This is a genomic window from Kluyvera sp., from assembly GCF_047971185.1.
Lineage (GTDB): Bacteria > Pseudomonadota > Gammaproteobacteria > Enterobacterales > Enterobacteriaceae > Kluyvera.
Genome location: NZ_JBKDZH010000021.1, coordinates 57,056 through 78,553, shown reverse-complemented (window position 1 = coordinate 78,553; position 21,498 = coordinate 57,056). Strand labels below are relative to the sequence as shown.

At 52.3% G+C, this 21,498-nt stretch carries 20 protein-coding genes; 16 read left to right on the top strand and 4 right to left on the bottom strand.

Translation table 11 applies throughout. The annotated features are described in order from the left end of the window. From ACK5JN_RS06165 to yacL, 3 genes are all read left to right on the top strand, one after another. Positions 1–1,418 (top strand): bifunctional aconitate hydratase 2/2-methylisocitrate dehydratase (locus ACK5JN_RS06165; protein ID WP_416869341.1); only part of this gene is annotated, 1,418 nt, incomplete at its 5' end. 216 nt (positions 1,419–1,634) lie between these two features. After that, positions 1,635–2,363 (top strand): SDR family oxidoreductase, encoded by a 729-nt coding sequence (locus ACK5JN_RS06160; protein WP_416869340.1) that lies wholly within the window; start codon positions 1,635–1,637, stop codon positions 2,361–2,363. 142 nt (positions 2,364–2,505) lie between these two features. Further along, on the top strand, positions 2,506–2,868 hold the full coding sequence (gene yacL, locus ACK5JN_RS06155) for a protein YacL (RefSeq protein ID WP_064547505.1): 363 nt from the start codon (positions 2,506–2,508) through the stop codon (positions 2,866–2,868). 83 nt (positions 2,869–2,951) lie between these two features. Here the strand turns inward: yacL and ACK5JN_RS06150 are convergent, their stop codons facing one another. After that, positions 2,952–5,003: a glycoside hydrolase family 36 protein gene (locus ACK5JN_RS06150; RefSeq protein ID WP_416869339.1), complete on the bottom strand. Its 2,052-nt coding sequence runs from the start codon at positions 5,001–5,003 to the stop codon at positions 2,952–2,954. An 18-nt stretch (positions 5,004–5,021) separates the two neighbouring features. Then, positions 5,022–6,425 carry a sugar porter family MFS transporter gene (locus tag ACK5JN_RS06145; protein ID WP_416869338.1) on the bottom strand — a complete coding sequence of 468 codons (1,404 nt, stop codon included), beginning with the start codon at positions 6,423–6,425 and terminating at the stop codon, positions 5,022–5,024. A 241-nt stretch (positions 6,426–6,666) separates the two neighbouring features. Here ACK5JN_RS06145 and ACK5JN_RS06140 point away from each other — a divergent pair, with 241 nt between their 5' ends. After that, the gene (locus ACK5JN_RS06140; RefSeq protein ID WP_416869337.1) at positions 6,667–7,662 is read left to right on the top strand and encodes a LacI family DNA-binding transcriptional regulator; all 996 of its coding nucleotides are present in this window, start codon (positions 6,667–6,669) and stop codon (positions 7,660–7,662) included. A gap of 27 nt (positions 7,663–7,689) precedes the next feature. Here ACK5JN_RS06140 and ACK5JN_RS06135 read toward each other — a convergent pair whose 3' ends face one another. Further along, positions 7,690–8,037, bottom strand: a complete 348-nt coding sequence (locus tag ACK5JN_RS06135; RefSeq protein ID WP_062772020.1) for a YacC family pilotin-like protein — start codon at positions 8,035–8,037, stop codon at positions 7,690–7,692. Positions 8,038–8,181: 144 nt separating this feature from the next. Between ACK5JN_RS06135 and cueO the strand changes: the two genes are divergently transcribed. Next, positions 8,182–9,747: a multicopper oxidase CueO gene (gene cueO, locus ACK5JN_RS06130; protein WP_416869336.1), complete on the top strand. Its 1,566-nt coding sequence runs from the start codon at positions 8,182–8,184 to the stop codon at positions 9,745–9,747. Positions 9,748–9,870: 123 nt separating this feature from the next. Further along, entirely contained in the window at positions 9,871–10,395 is a 525-nt protein-coding gene (locus ACK5JN_RS06125; RefSeq protein WP_416869335.1) for a hypothetical protein, read from the top strand. A gap of 87 nt (positions 10,396–10,482) precedes the next feature. On the opposite strand, the gene ACK5JN_RS06120 is transcribed toward ACK5JN_RS06125, so the two are convergent. Next, positions 10,483–12,873 (bottom strand): glucose/quinate/shikimate family membrane-bound PQQ-dependent dehydrogenase, encoded by a 2,391-nt coding sequence (locus ACK5JN_RS06120; protein ID WP_416869334.1) that lies wholly within the window; start codon positions 12,871–12,873, stop codon positions 10,483–10,485. Between the two features lie 391 nt (positions 12,874–13,264). Between ACK5JN_RS06120 and ACK5JN_RS06115 the strand changes: the two genes are divergently transcribed. From ACK5JN_RS06115 to ACK5JN_RS06070, 10 genes are all read left to right on the top strand, one after another. Further along, entirely contained in the window at positions 13,265–14,491 is a 1,227-nt protein-coding gene (locus tag ACK5JN_RS06115; protein ID WP_125365253.1) for a tyrosine-type recombinase/integrase, read from the top strand. Positions 14,492–14,499: 8 nt separating this feature from the next. Then, on the top strand, positions 14,500–15,591 hold the full coding sequence (locus ACK5JN_RS06110; RefSeq protein ID WP_416869333.1) for a hypothetical protein: 1,092 nt from the start codon (positions 14,500–14,502) through the stop codon (positions 15,589–15,591). Positions 15,592–15,702: 111 nt separating this feature from the next. Further along, positions 15,703–16,020, top strand: coding sequence for a helix-turn-helix transcriptional regulator (locus ACK5JN_RS06105; protein ID WP_083264793.1), 318 nt, complete (start codon positions 15,703–15,705; stop codon positions 16,018–16,020). 86 nt (positions 16,021–16,106) lie between these two features. After that, positions 16,107–16,700: a host cell division inhibitor Icd-like protein gene (locus ACK5JN_RS06100; RefSeq protein WP_416869332.1), complete on the top strand. Its 594-nt coding sequence runs from the start codon at positions 16,107–16,109 to the stop codon at positions 16,698–16,700. Then, positions 16,693–16,884 carry a hypothetical protein gene (locus ACK5JN_RS06095; protein ID WP_416869331.1) on the top strand — a complete coding sequence of 64 codons (192 nt, stop codon included), beginning with the start codon at positions 16,693–16,695 and terminating at the stop codon, positions 16,882–16,884. The genes ACK5JN_RS06100 and ACK5JN_RS06095 overlap by 8 nt, the downstream gene beginning before the upstream one ends. Then, positions 16,877–17,071, top strand: coding sequence for a hypothetical protein (locus ACK5JN_RS06090; protein WP_416869330.1), 195 nt, complete (start codon positions 16,877–16,879; stop codon positions 17,069–17,071). Before ACK5JN_RS06095 ends, ACK5JN_RS06090 begins: the two co-directional genes overlap by 8 nt. Further along, positions 17,064–17,294: a hypothetical protein gene (locus ACK5JN_RS06085; protein ID WP_078003403.1), complete on the top strand. Its 231-nt coding sequence runs from the start codon at positions 17,064–17,066 to the stop codon at positions 17,292–17,294. Before ACK5JN_RS06090 ends, ACK5JN_RS06085 begins: the two co-directional genes overlap by 8 nt. Before the next feature lie 53 nt (positions 17,295–17,347). Continuing rightward, on the top strand, positions 17,348–17,713 hold the full coding sequence (locus ACK5JN_RS06080) for a hypothetical protein (protein ID WP_416869329.1): 366 nt from the start codon (positions 17,348–17,350) through the stop codon (positions 17,711–17,713). A 40-nt stretch (positions 17,714–17,753) separates the two neighbouring features. Beyond that, positions 17,754–20,423: a toprim domain-containing protein gene (locus ACK5JN_RS06075; protein WP_416869328.1), complete on the top strand. Its 2,670-nt coding sequence runs from the start codon at positions 17,754–17,756 to the stop codon at positions 20,421–20,423. 15 nt (positions 20,424–20,438) lie between these two features. Next, positions 20,439–21,419 carry a tyrosine-type recombinase/integrase gene (locus tag ACK5JN_RS06070; protein ID WP_416869327.1) on the top strand — a complete coding sequence of 327 codons (981 nt, stop codon included), beginning with the start codon at positions 20,439–20,441 and terminating at the stop codon, positions 21,417–21,419. Positions 21,420–21,498 lie beyond the last annotated feature (79 nt).

Genomic DNA, 21,498 nt, shown 5'->3' with positions numbered 1-21,498 from the left:
GCGTTGCCGGTATTCGTCCGGGCGCTTACTGCGAACCGAAGATGACGTCTGTTGGTTCTCAGGATACCACCGGTCCGATGACCCGTGATGAACTGAAAGACCTGGCGTGCCTGGGCTTCTCTGCCGATCTGGTGATGCAGTCCTTCTGCCACACTGCCGCTTATCCGAAGCCGGTTGACGTGACCACGCACCACACGCTGCCAGACTTCATCATGAACCGCGGCGGTGTTTCACTGCGTCCGGGCGATGGCGTTATCCACTCCTGGCTGAACCGTATGCTGCTGCCGGATACCGTTGGTACCGGTGGTGACTCCCATACCCGTTTCCCTATTGGGATCTCCTTCCCGGCAGGCTCTGGTCTGGTGGCGTTTGCCGCTGCAACCGGCGTGATGCCGCTGGATATGCCGGAATCGGTGCTGGTCCGCTTTAAAGGCAAGATGCAGCCGGGGATCACCCTGCGCGATCTGGTTCATGCGATCCCGCTGTATGCGATTAAGCAGGGCCTGCTGACCGTTGAGACGAAAGGTAAGAACAACATCTTCTCTGGCCGCAGTCTGGAAATCGAAGGTCTGCCGGATCTGAAAGTCGAGCAGGCGTTCGAACTGACCGATGCCTCCGCCGAGCGTTCCGCTGCCGGTTGTACCATCAAGCTGAATCAGGCGCCAATTGAAGAGTACCTGACCTCCAACATCGTGCTGCTGAAGTGGATGATTGCAGAAGGCTACGGCGATCGTCGTACGCTGGAACGCCGCGTGCAGGGCATGGAAAAATGGCTGGCGGATCCGCAGCTGCTGGAAGCCGATGCTGACGCAGAGTACGCGGCGGTAATCGACATCGATCTGGCGGATATCAAAGAGCCGATCCTGTGTGCGCCGAACGACCCGGACGACGCGCGTCTGCTGTCTGACGTGCAGGGCGAGAAGATTGACGAAGTATTTATCGGCTCCTGCATGACCAACATCGGCCACTTCCGCGCCGCCGGTAAGCTGCTGGATGCACACAAAGGCCAGCTGCCGACTCGCCTGTGGGTGGCACCGCCGACCCGTATGGACGCCGCGCAGCTGACCGAAGAAGGCTACTACAGCGTGTTCGGTAAGAGCGGCGCGCGTATCGAGATCCCGGGCTGTTCACTGTGCATGGGTAACCAGGCGCGCGTGGCCGACGGCGCGACGGTGGTTTCCACCTCTACCCGTAACTTCCCGAACCGTTTAGGTACCGGTGCGAACGTCTTCCTGGCCTCTGCGGAGCTGGCGGCGGTGGCGGCGCTGATCGGCAAACTGCCGACGCCGGAAGAGTACCAGACCTATGTGGCGCAGGTAGATAAGACGGCGGTGGATACCTACCGTTACCTGAACTTCGACCAACTGTCTCAGTACACCGAGAAAGCGGACGGCGTGATCTTCCAGACCGCGGTATAACATCGTTGCCCGGACGAGGCGCGCAAGCGCTGACTCCGGGCGGGCGACAAAAGGGTGAGGGCTTCGGCTCTCGCCCTTTTTTATTTCTGAATTAACCGCACCAATTGTCTATTACTGCTTTTTCCCATTTTCTTAACATCTCTGTACCGGGCGGCCATTCAATTCATTATCACTTCAGATTCCTATGGGGCACAGCCCGGCAGGAAGGAGATCGCTATGGCTTCATTACAGCAACAAACTCTGGTGATTATCGGCGGTAGCTCCGGTATCGGCCTTCGCGTCGCGGAAATGGCGGCCGATGCGGGCGCGAACCTGATTATTATTGGCCGCAACGAGCAACGGCTGGTGGCGGCGCAGGAGCAGCTACAGGCCCACGGCGTGGCGGTGTCGACTCACGCTGTTGACGTACACGATCACGCGGCGCTGGAGGCGCTGATAACGGCACTACCGCCGTTTAACCATCTGGTGTCGATGGTGGGGGACGTCATGGGCGGTGGTTTCCTGACTGCGCCGATGGCGACGCTTCGCCACGTGATGGAATCGAAATTTTTCACTAACGTCCGAATTGGTCAACTGGCGGCAACAAAACTGCTTTCCGGTGGGAGCCTTGTCTTCACCTCCGGTACCGGCGGGCGGGCGCAGGACGCCTGTGCCAGCTATGTCGGCAATCTGGGGATTAACGCGCTGGTGGAAGGGCTGGCGGTGGAGATGGCCCCCGATGCTCGCGTTAATGCCGTTTCGCCAACCTGGACCGTCACCCCGTTCTGGCGCGAGATGCCTGCCGAACAGCTAGCGGCAACCAGACAACGTTTTGCTGATGCTATCCCGCTTGGCCGCACGGCCACCCTTGATGAGCTGGCGCAAACTTATCTGTTCCTGCTGCAAAACGATTTCATCACCGGCCAGCATATTGCGGTGGACGGCGGAATAATGCTCGGAAGTTGATGAGAATGCGCTCGACCCGACGCCGAACGCACTTTTATTTGCATGACCTCTACCCGGCGCGCTTTTTTTCTCGCGCGCTGCTGCGATAATTACAGTAGGTACAATGCAGCGGTGACGCATTGCCTTTGTAGAGGAACAGATCATGGATTATGAATTTCTGCGCGACGTTACCGGAGGGGTAAAAGTACGTATGTCGATGGGCCACGAAGTGGTCGGTCACTGGTTTAATGAAGAGGTGAAAGACAACCTCTCGCTACTGGATGAAGTGGAACAGGCCGCACGTACCGTCAAAGGCAGCGAACGTTCATGGCAGCGTGCCGGGCATGAATACACTCTGTGGATGGACGGCGAAGAGGTGATGGTTCGCGCCAATCAGCTCGAGTTTTCCGGCGATGAAATGGAAGAGGGGATGAGCTACTACGACGAAGAAAGTTTATCTCTGTGCGGCGTAGAAGACTTTTTACAGGTCGTTGCGGCATATCGCGAGTTCGTGCAACAGCGTTAGTTCAAAAGGTAGCCCGGCCGAACGTAGTGACGCCGGGAATGTCCCCGGCGTCGGCGCTTGCATGCCTCGTCCGGGCTACATGGTTAATTCCCGAAGGTTAGGTGAAATAGCCTTGCTGTCATCTTCTCCGGTAGAGAGACGCTAACGCTTTGCGACTCGCGCGTTGGCAGGCAGCGGCACTGCTCGGCCTGTGGGTAAACGCAGGTCATGGTTTCGACCGATGCCATTGGCAGCGTCATGGTTGCCTGCTCGCTGTCCATACGCCAGATCGCGACCCACGCCTGCTGCTCATCTCGTAGGCCAAATGCCAGCCACGGCGAGGCGAACGAGGGCATTCCCAATGGCCAAAACGGCTGTAAGTGTGGAATTTTCTCGCGAAACGTTTTGTACAGTGCAATCCCTTCCTTGACCAACGCCAGACGTTCTCCGCTCAACTCGGCCAGATGGCCGCTCTGATGTACGCGAAGCAGCAGGCTGTTGACCATGTTCATCACCACCTCTTCCCGGTCGCCCTCGCGCAGCGGATAGGACCAGATTGCAGCCTGCTCCGGCGTGACGGCAGACGCGGCGGCGGCGGCAATGGCGGCCATCAAACGATAGTCGGTCTGATCGGTCACCGATTGGATGCTGTGCAGCTGCAGCATGGCATAATCCATGCGCAGGCCGCCGCTACCGCAGTTCTCAATAACCAGCTGCGGGTAGCGGTCCATTGTTTTAGCCAGCCAGCCAAGATAAGCCCGGTTATGTTGTAAAAGACCGTCACCGCTGCTATCGGCCTGGTAATCCGTGCCGCTTCCGGCGTTGATGTTGTAATCCATTTTGATGTAGCTGATACCGTACTCTTCGACCAGGCGCGTGATGACCCGGTCGGCATGGGCCTGCACCAAAGGATGGCGAAAATCGAGCTGGTAGCGCTGGTGGTCGATAACCCGTTTACCATGACGCTGGAAAAAACAGGCGTCGGGCAAGGTTTGCGCCAGCGGACAGGCGATGCCCATGACTTCCAGTTCAAGCCACAGGCCTGACTTCATCCCTTTAGCCGTTATATGATCGAGAGGTTCGCGGATCCCGCCCGGAAAACGCCGTGGCGAAGGTTGCCATTCACCCACTCCGTCCCACCACTCGCCGTCTGAATACCAGCCGCAGTCGATGCAAAAATATTCGCAGCCCGCCTCGGCTGCCGCATCGATCAGAGGTAACAGTTTGGCGGTGGTAGGATCGCCGGACAGGCAGTTCATGTAATCATTGAAAATGACCGGCAGCTGTTTGTTATCGAGTGCTGGGCGCATGATTCGCCGACGGTAGCGGGTTATCTCCTGTAATGCCTCCTGCAGGCCTCCCTGGACTTTGCTGACGGCAACCGGCACAGAGGTAAAGGTTTCACCGGGGGCCAGCGGTTTCCACCAGTGGTTTTCATTTTCGGTGGGGCCGCTGACGAGCAGATAAAGGCGGTCGCGGAAATCGCCGATTTCCCACTGCCAGGAGCCGTTATGCTCAATTTGCCAGAGGAGCGTTGTGCCTGCCGCCTTATCTTCAAAAGCGGCAACGGGCAGATAACCGATACTGGACCACGTACCGGTGCTTTCGATAGCGATGCGATCCAGGGAAAAACGATTAACTTTATCCAGCCCGAGCTGCGACGGCGTGGCGCTTTTCCACTGTGCTTCGCCGTACCAGTTATTGTGCGGCAGGTGTAAGACGCTGTTGTTTTCCCACGGTAGGCTATCAATGGCCAACAGCGCCAGCGAGCTGACATATTCCAGACCAATGACTTCAGTGCTGACGTTTTCGATCTCGCACCATACCCGGGCCGAGCGTAGCCCGCGAAAATGTTGCAGATGCCAGCGAGCATGAATGGCCGGGCCGTGAAGATCGATCTCCAGTTTTTTCCCCTGCGCGTTTTCGCTCTCGTGATGGGCATGGTAGCGCAGGGACGATCCCGGCTCGCTGCCAGTATGCTTGCGAGCATGATGATCATTCTGGTTGTAGCCGCTGGCGTGGACCTGAATAAGAGGGAATGCGCCGTGCGCTTCACGCTGCTCGTTAACTAAAAACTGGCTGATATAAATCCGCTGCTCGTTATCAATCTCAAAGATAATATGAAAATTATCTTCATTAAATTCCAGAAAGCTCATTCTTCACTTGTCCTTTTATTATCGGCCAATGCTTCTTAATCTTTTCCCTGCCATCAGGTTTTGCTCAATTTGTTCCAGAGAAATATTTTTTGTTTCCGGAACAAATAGGTAGATAATCACGAGGGCCACGATATTTAATAGCGCATAAAGATAGAAGGTATGCGCGCTGCCTAAGGTATTCAGCAATGACAAGAAGGTGGCACTGACAATCATCCCGGCAATGTGGCAGGTAAAGGTGGAGCACGTAATGCCGAATTCACGCCCTTTCAGCGGCTGAATTTCAGAACAAAGCAGCCAGATAAGCGGGCCTGCCGACATAGAAAACCCGACGATAAACAGCAGTAGCATCGCGACGGTGATTCCCTTCTCTACGGCTGACAGCGCATCGCCGCCGAGCAGCGTCCCCACCACGCTCATGGCGATGCCCATGGTTATGAAGCCGATGTATAGCATAGGTTTTCGCCCCCAACGATCGACGAAACCGACGGCGATAAACGTGGCGATGGTCATCACAAAGCCCACGATAACGGTGCCCCACATCTGCTCGGCGGTGGTGGTAAAGCCGATTTCATGAAAAATACGCGGCGCGTAATACATCATCACATTAACGCCGGAGAACTGCTGCATGATTTGCAGCACGATACCCAGGCCAACGCTGCGGCGAAAGTTTTTGTTTTCCTTGAATAAATGCCATCCCTGCTGCTTAACGTTGAGCTGCTCTTTAATCTCCCGCAGCTCGTTTTCAACCTCCTCGCTGCTATTGCGAAGACGTAGTAGGACGGCGCGGGCCGCTTCTTCGCGGCCATGCATCATTAGCCAGCGCGGGCTGCGCGGCAGAAACAGAGCGCCGAACAAAAAGACCAGCGAAGGGATCGCCACAACCAGCAACATACCGCGCCAGTTGCCGCTATAGCTAAAGGCGGTATTGGTGAGAAAGACCAGTAAAATACCCAGCGCAATCATCAACTGATAGGCGGAAATCATCGCACCGCGAATATTTTTGGGCGTAATCTCAGAAAGGTAGAGCGGTGTCGCGTAGGAGGCGACGCCCAATCCCACGCCAAGAATCAACCGCCCGATAATCAGCATCTCAGGGCTGACGGCGCAGGTGCAAATGATGGCGCCCAGGCAAAACGAGGCCGCGGCGATGAGCAGTGAGTATTTCCGCCCAAGCCGATAGGCCAGAACGCCGCTACATAGCGTCGCGACGGCTGCGCCGACCATCATTGAGCTGACGATCCACTCCTGCTGGCTATCCAGCAAATGATACTCTTTAGCAATCAGTGGGAGGGCGCCGGAAATGACGCCGATATCCAGACCAAATAGCAGGCCGGCCAGCGCTGCAAGCAGACAAATCCATATCACCTGTGGTCGTGTTTTATTTTTTACAGCTGAAGCAGGAAGTACACTATCTAATTGCATGGTGTAAGTACCTTTGTCAGGGTAATTATAATTAAGGGTTCTTTTTGAAAATACTTAATCGATTTCGTATTCTTTTATGCTAGATCTGAAAAATAAGGCTGGCAATGGCTTTAACTACGTAATTGTGATCGTGCTTGCACATTGTGAAGGCGTTAAGATGGTTTTTTATTGTCACATGAAAACGATTGGTTTAGATTGGCAGAAATATCCTTGTCCGAAGCCATTTAATCCATAAAGACATATGAATATAAAAGAATTGGCGGCGTGCCTTAATCTATCGACGGCGACGGTATCAAAGGCGCTGAATAACAAAAGCGATATCAGCAGTCATACGCGGAAAAAAGTACGCGAAGCGGCGGAAAAACTGGGCTACAGGCCAAATGCCTCGGCGAGACATTTGCGCAGCGGTAAAGTGGGCGTGGTCGCGCTGCTCCTGCCGGTTGCCGATGACGGCAATATCCATACCGCTTCGTTTTTTATGGCGATCGCCAGAGGGTTACAGGCCAGCTTAAAAGAGAGCGCCATCGATCCGGTTATCCACATTTCGACCGATCGAGAGAGCGAGCGGCTACTGCTGCGAAAGATCGTAGAACAAAACCGTGCAGACGCCATTATTCTCACCGATACCCGCATTGAGGATGAACGCATTCTGCTGCTGGATGAACTGCAGTTTCCGTTTGTGACGATGGGACAAAGCCGCACGCTAGGGGGCAGCTTTAACTGGGTGGATTTTCATCATGAAGAGATGGGGCGTCAATGTGCGCGCGCGGCGCTGGATAGCGGTGCACGGCGTATTGCCATTGCTACGCTTGGCCCGGAGAGCATGCACGGCCACCAGTTTTTGGCAGGATGTTTAGAGGCGCTGGCGGAGCAGGGAATTCATCAGCCGGATGGGTTGATCTTCTATGGCACCGTTGCGGAGTCTTCGGGTGAAGAGGCGGCGCGCCAGTTTATGCAGCAGCCAGAACCACCTGATTTCGTAATCTTTATCAACGACTTCTTGCTGATGGGGGCGAGCCACTACCTGGCTTCGTTGCCGGCGTGTCCGCTAAATGAAAAAAATATGCTGTGCGCCACGGCAAGCAGTGATTTCTCGGCGCGGGTGATGTCGTCATCCTGCTTGTTTACTGTCAATCATGAAGAGGTTGGCCGCCAGTTAGGGCAGGCGGTATTGCGGGTAACCCAGCAAGAAAGTGCGGTGGAGTCGGTGTTGTTGACGCTACCGGTTAAACGATAAGCGGAGCGTCAGGGCTCCGCTATGCCATTATTTCACGTACGCCAGCAGGCTTAACGAATCACGCGCCAGCGCTTTACATTTTTTCGCCGTTGGGATGCCGATGCCGCTGAGATCGCGATAGCTGTCTTCACCCAGCGCCTTCATATTGAAGGTATCGTAGTTGCTGAGGTCCCACTGGTTTTGCTGGGCAAAAAAGACCAGCGCGCGACGAATTTGCGTGTTGGGCAGGTTCTGGTAGCCACAGTCGTTTTTCAGAAACACAAATACCGCCGTCAGATCGGCCATATCTTCCGCTTCAGACTCGCTTAATGCATAACTCGAGCTGGACATCGCCAGCAGCGATCCAAGCAGCACCGTTCGGAAAAACGTCTTCATTTCTTCTACCTTACATCGTCGATATTCAACGTTAACATACTTACCCACAATACCGGGAGCATTATTGATAGCTTTCCGCTTGACCTTCCTGCAGGGGGAGGGTTTAAGCTCAAATTATCACCACTAGCCGAAAAGGACGTACCGATGCATCGTCGTGATTTTCTCAAATTAAGCGCCGCCGTCGGCGTTGCCAGCGCCTTGCCGCTATGGAGCCGTGCGGTATTTGCCGCTGAACGTCCTACGCTCGCCATTCCGCCGATCCTTACCGCCGACGCGAATAACCAGATCCTGCTGACCGTGCAGGCCGGGAAAACGCAGTTTGCGGGGAAAACGGCGACCACCTGGGGCTATAACGGCAACCTGCTGGGGCCGGCTATTCGTCTGCAGCAGTGGACTCCTGCCACGGTCAAAATTCAGAATATGCTCCCGGAAGAGACCACCGTGCACTGGCACGGTCTGGAAGTGCCAGGTGAAGTCGATGGTGGCCCACAGGGGATCATTCAGCCCGGTGCCAGCCGCACGGTGAGCTTTACGCCGATGCAGCGAGCGGCGACCTGCTGGTTCCATCCGCATCAGCACGGTAAAACCGGGCATCAGGTCGCGATGGGGCTGGCTGGACTGGTGCTGATTGAGGATGAAGACAGCCAGAAGCTGATGCTGCCTAAGCAGTGGGGTATCGACGATATTCCGGTGATTATGCAGGACAAAAAATTCACCGCGGCGGGCGAGATTGATTACCAGCTGGATGTGATGAGCGCTGCCGTGGGCTGGTTTGGCGATACGCTGCTGACTAACGGCGCGCCGTTCCCGCAGCATGCGCCGCCGCGGGGCTGGCTGCGCCTGCGCCTGCTCAACGGCTGTAACGCGCGCTCGCTGACGCTTGCTATCAGCGACAAACGCCCGATGTACGTGGTGGCGAGCGACGGCGGCCTGCTGGCCGAGCCGGTAAAAGTGAACGAGCTACCCATGCTGATGGGCGAGCGTTTTGAAGTGCTGGTGGATGCGCGCGATGGCAAAGCATTCGACCTGGTAACGCTGCCGGTCACCCAGATGGGGATGGCGGTTGCGCCGTTTGATAAGGCCGTACCGGTGCTGCACATCCAGCCGATCGGTATTCCCGGCTCTGGTACGCTGCCGGATACGCTGGCGAAAATGCCCGCGCTGCCGTCACTGGACGGCCTGACCGAGCGCAAACTTCAGCTGTCGATGGACCCGATGCTCGACATGATGGGCATGCAGGCGCTGATGCAGAAATACGGCAATCAGGCGATGAGCGGAATGGATCACGGCAGCATGATGGGCCACGGCGGGATGAAGATGGACCACGGCAATATGGGCCACATGCAGCACGGCGGCGGTAAGTTTGATTTCCACAATGCCAATAAGATCAACGGCAAAGCCTTCGATATGAACCAGCCGATGTTCGCGGCGGAAAAGGGCAAATTCGAGCGCTGGGTGATTTCCGGCGAGGGTGACATGATGCTGCATCCGTTCCATATTCACGGTACCCAGTTCCGCATTTTGCGGGAAAACGGTCAACCACCGGCGGCGCATCGCACGGGCTGGAAAGATACGGTGCGCGTGGAAGGCGGCGTGAGCGAAGTGCTGGTGAAGTTCGATCATGAGGCCCCGAAAGATCAGGCCTATATGGCGCACTGTCACCTGCTGGAGCATGAAGATACCGGCATGATGCTTGGGTTTACCGTTTAGTCTGAATCCGGATAGCGGTCCCCGCTATCCGGTAACCCTTTGGCGCAGGTACAGATTCATACCCTATCATTCAATAGCATTCGCTCTATACTCGTGTGGCTAACGATTAATCACGAGGTGAGTATGACACTTTTACGCAAGGTTCTGGCGGCGTCCTTCGCCATGTTGGTGGCGATTTCCGCACACGCTGGAATGAACATGGAACGTAAAGACATCCCTGAGCTGAAGCTGAGCATTGAGATTCCTCAAACGCTCACGCCGATGTCGGACGAGATGGCGAAAATCAAATACCCTTCCGAAAACCGCCCGCAGGTTATTTATGGCGATGAGCGAGGTAAAGCCTCTTTAGGCATTACCGCCGGGCGTCATGCGCTGCCCGCAGACAAGCTCGATGTGGCAAAGGATGCGACGCTGAAAATGCTGAATAACTTCCAGCCGCAGGCGGAATCTGTAACGGTGGACGGGCATAAAGCCTGGCTGATTACCTTCCGTTCGCAGGCACCGGATACCGAAATCCTCAACATGCTGCTGATGACCTCTGAGAACGAAAAGGCCGTGCAGGCGTCGTTCAATATGACCAAAGATTTGGTGGCGCAGTATCAGGATGTGGCGAAGGCGACGTTGCTGTCGCTGACGTTTGATAAGTAACATCGACAAAAAAGCGCCCGCTATTCGGCGGGCGCTTTTCCTGGCGTCGCTGCGCTCGGCCGGGCTACAAAAACAGCGGGTAAGGGCTTACTTCGCGTCGTCAGGTAACGCGTAGGCTACGATATAGTCGCCCATTTTTGTGCCAAACGAACCGTGACCACCTGCTGAAATGACCACGAACTGCTTGCCATTGACCTCATAGGTCATCGGCGTCGCCTGGCCGCCTGCTGGCAGACGTCCCTGCCACAGTTTCTCACCGTTGCTCATGTTGTACGCGCGCAGGTAGTTATCGGCGGTAGCGGCGATAAACAGCACGTTACCGGCGGTGGAGATCGGGCCGCCCAGCATTGGCATACCCATGTTGAACGGTACCGGGATCGGCATCGGGAACGGCATGCTGTCCTGCGGCGTACCGATGCGTTTTTTCCACACCACTTCGTTGGTTTTCAGATCCAGCGCGGAGATATAACCCCAGGCAGGCTGTTTACACGGCAGGCCAAACGGTGACAGGAACGGGTTCAGCGTGACGCCGAACGGTACGCCGTACTGCGGCTGAATACCGGCTTCGGTACCGCTGCCTTTCGCGTCTTTCGGCTGCTCCATCGGGTTACCCGGGCCGCGCGGAATCAGCTTCGACACGAACGGCAGGGCCATCGGGTTGGCAATTGCGACCTGACGGTTGGGATCCACCGAGATACCGCCCCATTCAAACATCCCCAGGTTACCCGGGAACACTAGCGTGCCCTGCTCTGACGGCGGGGTGAAGATGCCTTCATAGCGCAACTGGTGGAACATCACGCGGCACACCAGCTGGTCGAACATGGTGGCGCCCCACATATCCGCGCCGGTCAGGTCTTTCTTCGGACGGAAGCTCAGGTCGGAGAACGGCTGGGTTTTGGTGACGTAGTCGCCTTTCGCCGCGCCCTGCGGGACCGGTTTTTCCGGCGCCGGAACCACCAGCTTGCCGTTACGACGGTCCAGCACGAAGATATTACCGGTTTTCGCCGGTGCGTAGATAACCGGCACTTTCTGCCCGTTGACGGTGATATCCGCCAGCGTCGGCTGAGACGGCATATCCATATCCCACAGGTCGTGGTGGACGGTCTGGTAGCTCCAGGCCAGCTTCCCGGTGGTGGCGTTCAGCGCCACAATTGAGCTGGCGTAGCGCTCCTGTTCCGGCGTGCGGTTGCCGCCCCAGATATCCGGGGTGGTCACGCCCATCGGCAGATAGACCAGGTCCAGCTTCGCGTCGTAGGCCGCCGGAGCCCAGGAGTTCGGCGAGTTAAAGGTGAAGGTGTGCTCATCGGACGGGATCGCATTCGGATCTTTCGCGCCCGGGTCGAACGCCCACAGTAGCTTACCGGTATTGACGTCAAAACCACGGATAACGCCGGAGGTTTCGCGGGTGGAGAAGTTATCGGTCACCGAACCGGCAATCACGATGGTTTTATCGGTGATGATCGGCGGTGAGGTCGGTTCATACAGACCCGGCGTGGTGTCCGGCATATTGGTCTGCAGGTTGAGGATCCCTTTGTTGCCAAAGGTTTCGCACAGTTTGCCGGTTTCCGCGTTCAGCGCAAACAGACGGCCGTCGTTGACCGGCAGGATGATGCGGCGCGGACAGTCGGCCATCACTTCCGGGCTGGCGGTCTCGGCGCGCGCTTCATGATAAGAGACGCCGCGACAGGTCACGTGCTGGAAAGAGGTGTTGGTATTGAGCTGCGGGTCGAAGTGCCACTTCTCTTTACCGCTGGCCGCATCGAGCGCAAACAGACGCTGGTGGGCGGTACAGAGGTACAGCATGTCGCCGACTTTAATCGGCGTCACTTCATTGGTGATTTCACCCGGATCGTTTGGCTGCTTCAGGTCGCCGGTGCGGAACACCCAGGCTTCCTTCAGGTTATGCACGTTCTCAGCGTTAATTTGCTTAAGCGGCGAGAAGCGCTGGCCTTCCTGGTTACGGCCATAGGCGGGCCAGTCCTGGTCTGCCACCTGAGAGATGGCTTCCGCTTGCGTCGCGTCGGCGCTCAGCGTGCCGTTAACCTCTTGCGGATCGTTGAATCCGGCCCAGGTGAGGATACCGCCGCTGATCAACAGCGCCACTACCAGGGCCGCTACCGCGCCGCTGGATGGCACGATCAGCCGACGCCAGACGAACGGCAGAATCAGCCAGATGCCGAAGAAGACCAGAATGTCGCTGCGCGGCGTCAGCGCCCAGAAGTCAAAGCCAACCTCCCACACGCCCCAAATCATGGTGGCGAGCAGCAGCGCGGCATACAGCCACAGCGCCGAACGTTTACCGCGCCACAGCAGCGCGGTAACGCCCAGTATCACCAGCCCGGCGACCGGGTAATACCAGGAGCCGCCAATGGCGACCAGCCAGGCACCGCCGATTAAAAGATACAAACCACAGAAGGCGGCAAAGACGGCGGTTAGCCTCGCCAGCAGCCGTGGTTGTTGGTTATTTGTTTCAGCCATAGAAAAGTGTCCGTTTGTTTGTTAATTATTTGCTTTCATCTGATTATAGGATTTAACAAGTGTGATCGAAATCACAAATTGAGCTTTATTATCGAATTAGCCGCATGAATCGTTTTACTGGTATACTTTCCCGCTTGCTGATCAACCTCGCGGCTCTGGGTTAACGGGTTGAGTGATTTACATTTAAAATCATGTGGTTAGTTAAATGAAACATACTGTTGAAGTAAAAATTTAGTGTTTTCATGCTGTCAGGTGATTTTTAATTTCATTGAAATTATCATTATTAATCATAAAGATAGTGAATTTTATGTTCTGATGTTTATTGATGTATTTTAGTTGTAGCATTGAACGGTGTATCAATCGGTGTATCAATCAAACTAGGTTTAGGTCTATGGCGGGTACGAACAAACTAAGCGATAAGAAGCTAAAATCCCTTCTGGGTGTTGAACGCCCATCGCCGATCATGCTTGCTGATGGTGAGGGGTTAAGTGTCAGGGCTTCTAAACTTGGTCAATTAAGCTGGGTTTATTCTTACAGGCTTGGTGGGCGGGGTAGCCGTCTGGAGCGAATGACATTAGGTCGCTATCCCGATATGTCCTTGAAAATGGCGAGAGATAAACGAGAGCAATGCCGTCAGTGGCTTGCCGGAGGTCTTGATCCAAAAACTGAGCTTGAGTTGAGCACAGAAGAAACATTGAAGCCGGTAACGGTGCAAGATGCCCTGGAATATTGGTTAGTGAATTACGCTCGGCGCAAACGCAGTGATGAAGAACTCATAAGGGCACAACTCCGTAAGCATATTTATCCCCGTCTTGGGCGTTACCCTCTGGCTCGGTGTGAAACTCGTCATTGGGTTGGGTGTTTCGATGAAATTAATGAAAAACAACCCAAAACGGCCGGGAGAATGTTCCAGATTTCAAAACAGGCGCTGCGCTTCTGTAAAGTTCGTCGCTATGCTTCCAGCGATGCGCTGGCTATTCTTACGATTCAGGATGTGGGTGAGCCATCAGGCAGGCGTGACAGGGTTCTTACAGATTCCGAACTGGCGGATTTATGGCGTTTTACTTATAACAACCGCCAGCGTGATTATTATCCGCGCTTGTTAAAGATTCTTATTTTATTTGGTGCCCGAACAATGGAAGCCAGATTATCAAACTGGAGTGAGTGGGACTTTTCATCATGGATTTGGACTGTGCCGAAAGAGCACAGTAAAACCCGTGAAAAAATAGTCAGATCAATTCCTGAATGTATTCGTCCGTGGCTTACAGAGTTGAAGCGTGAAACAGGTAAAACAGGGTATTTATTGGGATGCGCACGAACCCGCCAGTCGGTATCTCTGAAAGGCCGGAGACTTTATAAAGAATTTCATCATAATGAACCGTGGACATTACACGATATACGTAGAACGTTTTCTACTGGATTAAATAATTTAGGTGTGGCCCCACATATTGTAGAGCTATTGCTAGGTCATGCTTTGCCCGGAGTTATGGCTGTATACAATAAGAGTCTTTATCTTCCTGAAAAGCTGAATGCATTAAATATTTGGTATGAGAGACTAGAGATTATTTCTGGCAACCTTGATAACGTTGTCTTACTTAACTCTGCTAACAAACAATAGGAGGAATTATGTCACTGCCTTTGAGAGAATATTATACCGTCGAGAGAGCCGCAGAGCTTTTAGGATGTACTTCTGATGATTTAGTACATTGGGCTATGATAGGCTGCATTCGGTTGAATATAAAGATAGATCAGGCTGTTGGTATTTTATTGGGTGTCGATATTGATGATTCTTTATGTGGTATTGATTTTGATGTGATATTCAAAGACACCGAATTTCAGTCCCGATTGAATGATATCGAAAAAATACATACTGAACACTCTTATGAAGATAACGATGAAAGTTCTGATGATGTTTATCAGATTTATTTTAATGAGAAAATTGAACTGATACATACAGGTTTAAAACATATCTACGCTAACGGGGGAGATGATTTAATTCTATCCGATATTAATTTATCAAGGTTCTTTTCTTATTTAAATTATATGGAGAGTAGAATTGTCAGTGAAGATTTTTGTCACATAATACAATCTGATTATTTTGGTTTGCGTGATTTCGAAGATGATTTTTTTGCCAAAAATAATTTAGTGAAAATCGATAATGCGACCTATGTCAGAGCTTCAGGCTTTTTTGCATTAGATGTTGAGTTTTTTAGTAATTTTGAACTAAATCCTAAATTTGTTTCATGTAATGGTGATAATTACTACAACATAGTTACAATGCCTGAAAGCAACTTATCCTTATCACTTCTTGCAAAGGAAGATGTTGAGTTTTCATTGAATGATTTGTTCATTTTTAAAAAAGATTTTTTTGCGATTCTAAAGTCAATGCAAGATGGTGTGGGAATGGATAAGAAGTATGCGAGGTATTTATCTTCAAATATGCATGTGTGGATGAAAAACGTTAATTATAGCGGAGGGGGGATTAGTCAAAGAAAAAATATTACTGTTAAAGAAAGGATATCCTCTCCTTTAAGGAACGTGCTTAGAATGCTCATCGGGAAACATTATCCGGAATACATAAATAAACCCAGTAAACTTGCTGAAATTCTTTCCGCTGAAGCAAGGCAAACACAAGAGTTCCATAATCAAAAATTTGATGGGGAAACGGTCGCAAGGTGGCTTGGGTTAAGGAACGGTTTACGTGAAAAAGACAGATGAGTATAAGGCTCAATAAGCTACAGCAACGTCATAATAAGCCCTCCAATACTTGCCCACTCCGCAGTAACAACGAAAAATAGCCTCCGAAATCTCTAGGACGTAGGAGGACACATGTTACAACGCGAATTCACCCCGCCAACCCCCGAACAACGCCGAGCAATTCTTGCTGAGTATGGTTTTGAATGCGAGCAGAGGATCAGGGAGGACAAATGCAAGGAAATGACTACTCTGTCACGCTCTCGGCGCTGGGAGCTAGAGCAACAGGGAGCTTTTCCAGGGCGGCAGCACTTAGGACGTAATTCTTGTACCTGGCTGCTAAGTGATGTGCTTTGGTGGGTTAGAAACCCGCCAGCAATCAATAACGTAAACAACCCTTATCAACGAACAAAAGAAAAACAAAAGAGGTTAGCCGCTGGTTCTGCTGCATGAAAGCATCAAACGTTCAATAAAAAAGCCCATCTGCATGAACAGACGGGCCAGAAACCACATGGATTAAGTACTAAACCGAGGTCATTATGACATACGCAAAAAATAATAGGAAATACCGTTTGACAACTGCGCCCAATGGATCGCAGAATCCAGACGTTGCCCCTCAATGGGCAACCGGGCGTGAGAACCCGAGTATGTTATCGGCGACGACAGACGCGCCATGCGTCTTTTTTTACGTCGTAATCAACGCCACAGAGCGCCATTTTATGGTGTGGTGTTACGTATCAGGTACAGGTTTGAATCGCTCTTTCCTGCCCCATTCGTTACACTATGCCGCCTTGTCAATGGTAGCTCAGGCGGGGCAGCTTTCGGGCTGGCCGGTTTCCGATAACGCCGGTATTCTCACCCCCGTCTGGGCTATCGCCATAGAGCGTGAGAACTCCGGCGATAGCGTCATTAACGCTGTTATCGGAGGTTGCCTTATGGCTACTACCCCAATTCATTCACATCCTCAGTTTGTCTGGCTTTTTCTCGCTGTACGCCGTTCTGACGTGTCGGCTAAACCCCACCGTGAGGAAGTCACCGCCCCTGATTTCATGAGCGCACGACGCACCATAGCGCGTGATTTTGTTGCCTCCTTTGCTGGCCGTCTGCCGGTTCGTGAGGTGGCTCATGTTTAAACTGCTTATCACCCTGATTAATCACGAAGCTGGCGACCGGCGCGAACTGGTTCACAATGGCCGCTATAAAACCCGCGAAGCTGCATGGAATGACGCACAGAAAATGGCGTATATCCATAAGAATGCCACCGGCACCGTAACGCATGAATGTATTGTGAAAATTGCGGAGGCCCGAAATGTATAAACTTTTCATTACCTGCCGTAACGTTATTACGGGCGAAATAAAAAAATATCAGAGCACGCAGGAATATAAATCATCTGCAAAGGCGGTGAAAGCGGCCTGTAAGATGGCTGATGTTATTACCTGTAACGGAAAATATGCTGATGATAATGAATACACGGTAATGGTCGGGAAGGTGAAACATGGCTGATATCTTTCGCGGTAAACTAAAGAGGAATAAATCTTATCAGGTTTCCGGTTATGCGGTGACGCGCAAAGGTCTTACGCGCAGCGCACAGGTGACGGTTGAGGCACTTAATCGCGATGATGCAATAATCCGGGCTACGGCTCAGTTACGCTGGGAAGGATTAACGCATTTTAAAGCGCTTAGAGTGCTGGAAATAACCACGCCTTTATTCAGCATTCCGCGCTGATAAACCGATAAGCTATTTAATGATTTTATGACCGTAAATGGTCAGGGGGTTTTATGTCTCAAATTAATTTAAATGTGAATGAAAAACAGACTAACCATCGCCAACCATATAACCGTGATTATTGCTGGTTGTTTTCTGAGGACAGTAATGATCGCCTCGAAAAAGTAATTGATATTACCGGAATGGTTGAAACACTTCTTGACGCCAAAGCTGAAATGAAGTGTGACAATGTAATTCTTGCAAAGCAAATGGGAAGCCTTTTCTCCATTCTCTACGGGGAGCTTCTTTCAATCAAGGCTGATTTATACGAGCCGGGCGGGATATTTTCACAAAATGATATTCAGAACGGACTTGAATTAATCCGGGAATGCCGAACCAAAAATATTGAAGATAACGAAGATACAGACGGGAATCTTTAAAACAAAAAGCGCCGTAGTGAGCGGCGCTTAAGGATTTTATATGAACAGAAAAGATTTACGCCCGGAAATCATAAAGCGACTGGTGCATGATTTCAAGTTTAAAGAGCAAAATGGCTATTTGCGCTCGGGTATTTGTCCTGAATGTAACAAGAAAGAACTCTTTACCAGCATGGAAAATCCATGGGTGCTGCGTTGTGGCCGTGAAAATAATTGTGGCGCTGATTTGTCAGTTAAGTCGCTCTATCCTGAATTATTTAATTCATGGTCAGATCGCTATGAGAGCACGCCTGAGCAGCCTTTTGCCGCTGCGGAAGCCTATCTGAGGGAAGCCAGAGGGCTGGATACTTCCCGGTTAAAGGGTTGCTACATGCAGGAAAGCTACCATAAGGGAGGTATGGGAAGTGCAACTGTTCGCTTTGCCCTGTCTGATGGTATCTGGTGGGAGCGGATTATTGACAAGCCAGAACGCTTTGATCGTAAGGCTAACTTCCATGGTAAATATGCCGGTCACTGGTGGGTTCCGCCAGCGCTGGACCTGGCTAATATTCGTTGCCTCTGGCTGACAGAAGGAATTTTTGATGCCATAAGCCTTTATCAGAATGATACTCCTGCTGTTTCCATTATGACTGCTGGTAACTACCCGGAAGCTGCGCTTAAAGCGCTTGCTGAACTATACCAGGGCAAAGAAAAGCCGTTTCTCGTCTGGGCGCTCGATAACGGTAAAGCAGGGGAGTCTGCTATACGCCGACATGTGGCCCGGAGTCGTGAACAAGGCTGGAAAGCCGTTGCCGCACTTCCGGCGCAAGGCAGCAGTAAAGCCGACTGGAACGATCATCACCTGACCGGCAAGTTAACCAAACGCCACCAGAAAGAATATCGCTATTACGGTGATCTACTTCTGGCCGAGAGCGCCAGGGATAAGGCGCTTCGCATGTTTGAACATAATGAACGCCCTGAATTTCACTTTGAATACGGGAACAGCGTGTACTGGTTTAAGCTGGATATTGAGCGCCATATGAGAGCGGTAGAGCGCATTATGGGGGAACGTAATATTCGTGATGAGCGTGAGGCCCGGAGTGTTGCACTCAAGGAGTCTGGCGCAATTAAGGAGATTGCTAACTGCAATCCGACACCGCTGTATTTTATGCGTTCAGAAGTGACTGACGAGTCCTGGTACTATTTCCGTATTGCCTTCCCCGGAAATACGCCCGCAGTGAAAGACTCCTTTACCGCAGCGCAGATTTCTTCGGCCTCTGAATTTAAAAAGCGTCTTCTCCATGTGGCAAAAGGCGCTCTTTATACCGGAACCAGCCAGCAGCTTGACGGCCTGATTAAAAAGGATCTGCCAAGGATTAAAGAGGTAAAAACACAGGATTTTATTGGATATAACAGGGACTGGAAGGCATGGATATTTAATACGCAGGCGATACATAACGGCAAAGTTTATTCGCTGAACAGTGAGGATTACTTTGAGATCAGCGGGATGAATATCAAGACTCTGAGCCGCTCTCCGGTAATCAATATTAACCCGGATGAAAATTCCCTTTCATTCGGCTGGGTTGATGATATCTGGACGGCCTTTGGTGAAAATGGCTATATCGCGCTGGCATTCTGGCTGGGAACATTCTTCGCTGAACAGATACGTGAACAGCAGGCCAGCTTTCCCTTTCTGGAAATTATCGGTGAGCCGGGAACAGGAAAATCAACGCTTATTGATTTTCTCTGGCGGCTCTGTGGCCGGGACAGTTACGAAGGTATTGACCCCTCAAAAGGTTCCGTTGCTGGCATTTATCGCAATTTTGCTCAGGTGGCAAACCTGCCTGTCGTGTTGCTTGAAGGCGATCGCGCTCAGGACACAAAGAAGCTGCGGGGATTTGATTTCGATGAACTGAAACCACTATATAACGGGCGAGGCTTGCGGGTGCTGGGTGTTAAGGCCAATAACAACGAAACCAGAGATCCACCATTCAGGGGGAGTATTGTCATTGCGCAAAACGCCACTGTTAACGCCTCCCCAGCGGTACTGGAGCGCATTATTCATATTTTTACGGATAAACGGCGCCAGTCTTCACTGACCAGAGCGGCGGCTGAGCGCCTTGAGCGCCTGCCAGTTGATCAGGCTTCTGGCTTCATAATCCGGGCGGTATGCCGGGAAGGTGAGATACTGTCTGTTGTGCAGGAAGTCTTTGAAGCCGAAAAAATCAGACTGGAACAGCACCCTGATATTCGTCATATCCGTATCGCCAAAAACCATGCCCAGATGATTGGTTGTGTGAGGGCGCTGGCCTGCGTTCTGGATATCCCGGCAGAGCGTCTCGATCGCACCAGCGAACAGCTTACCGTGATGGCCGTGGAACGGGTTAAATCCCTGGAAGCCGACATTCCCGTTGTCCGCGAGTTCTGGGATGCCTTTGATTATCTTAATAGCCTGGAACGTTTTGGCGTCAATCATTTTGGGAAAGATAATCGCGACGAGATCGCCATTAACTTCCCTCACCTGATGCGTGTGGCTGCTATGCAGCGTGTAAATATCCCTCCGGCGAAAGAGATCCAGGATTACCTGAAAAGCGGGCGTATGCGGCCATGTACAGGCCAGAAGACGGTAAGGAGTGAGGTTTCCAGGCTGGCAAATCAGGGGCGTGGCGAAGCTGGCCCGAAAGAGCCTGAGCAGGTGAAATGCTGGATTTTCAAAGTGCCGGTCGCTCAGTAGCAGAGGGACAGCAATATGACCATAAAAAAACGGACTGACGGGCGTTATGAAGTCGATATCTACGCCAGAGGACGCAGCGGTAAGCGCTTTCGCAGGATATTTGACAGGAAACAGGAGGCTGTGCTCTTTGAGCGCTATGTCATGGCGAATGCCGAAAAAAAAGAGTGGCTGGGCGCGAGTGTTGATCGCCGAACCTTAAGCGAGTTGTTAGACACCTGGTGGCTGCTGTACGGTCAGACGCAGGAAAACGGCGAAACAGAAAAGCGGCACCTGAATAAGACGATCAGGGCGCTGGGGGATCCGGCTGTTAATCGGTTGAGCAAACGCACGATTGCGCAGCACCGTAGCCAGCGGCTTGAAGATGGGATAAGCGCAGCCACGATCAACCGCGATATATACCGGCTTTCCGGCATGTTCAGCACTTTGATCAAAATGGAAGAGTTCAGTAAGGAAAACCCCTGCAAGGGGCTTGAACCACTGAAAGAAACACCCCCAGCCATGACCTATCTAACCAAATCAGAGATCGGCAGGTTGCTGGAAACGTTGACCGGCGATGATCGGCGCGTAGCACTGTTGTGCCTCAGTACAGGCGCACGCTGGGGCGAAGGCAGCACGCTACGGGGCGAGCAGGTTAATCACGGGCGCGTGACGTTCCTCAGGACCAAAAACGGGAAACGGAGAATAGTGCCGATATCGGAAGAACTGGAGAGTGAGATCAAGACCAGTGACACCGGGCCGCTATTCCGGGTTGATTATGAAAACTTCTGCGAACGGCTCAGAGAGGTTAAGCCCGATTTACCACGCGGGCAGGCCACGCATGTGCTCCGGCATACGTTCGCAAGCTGGTTCATGATGAACGGGGGCAATATTATTGCCTTACAACAAATTCTTGGTCACGCCAGTATCCAGCAGACAATGGTTTATGCGCATGTAGCGCCTGACTATCTGCAACATGCCGTCTTGCTTAATCCTTTCTCAGGCGGTATCAGCCTCTGAATGACCGGCCGATTGGCCGGTTTACCCCTTTCCTCCGCAGCGTAGAAGTATTGCCCCATTTTCAGGCTGTTCTGTATTT